The sequence below is a fragment of the Tritonibacter sp. SIMBA_163 genome (assembly GCF_046535935.1).
Taxonomy (GTDB): Bacteria; Pseudomonadota; Alphaproteobacteria; order Rhodobacterales; family Rhodobacteraceae; genus Epibacterium; species Epibacterium scottomollicae.
The window spans coordinates 1-237 of the sequence record NZ_JAWJBP010001299.1 but is presented as its reverse complement, the minus strand read 5'-3'; the positions used below and the strand labels follow the sequence as shown (position 1 = coordinate 237).

Genomic DNA, 237 nt, shown 5'->3' with positions numbered 1-237 from the left:
TGAGACTCAGCTCCTCCGCCGCCTCGTCAAAACTGAGCCTTCGCGCGACCGCTTCGAACGGTCGAATTGCGTTTAACGGCGGTAGTTTACGCATGACGTCGCCCACTTGCGCGAAGAAAACTCAGCTTGGCCTGACGAATGGGCATTTGTTTTTGGGCCTCCTCTTTCTGACGCCTGGGGAATGGAAAGGGAGGGAAAAGTGACACATAATATTATCTCCACCCGGCGGCGGTTGAG

General features: G+C 55.3%; 1 protein-coding gene. It reads left to right on the top strand.

Features of this window, described 5'->3' with window-relative positions:
• A partial coding sequence (locus R0J92_RS26495; protein WP_411053877.1) for a hypothetical protein occupies positions 1-203 on the top strand: 203 nt, incomplete at its 5' end.
• Positions 204-237 lie beyond the last annotated feature (34 nt).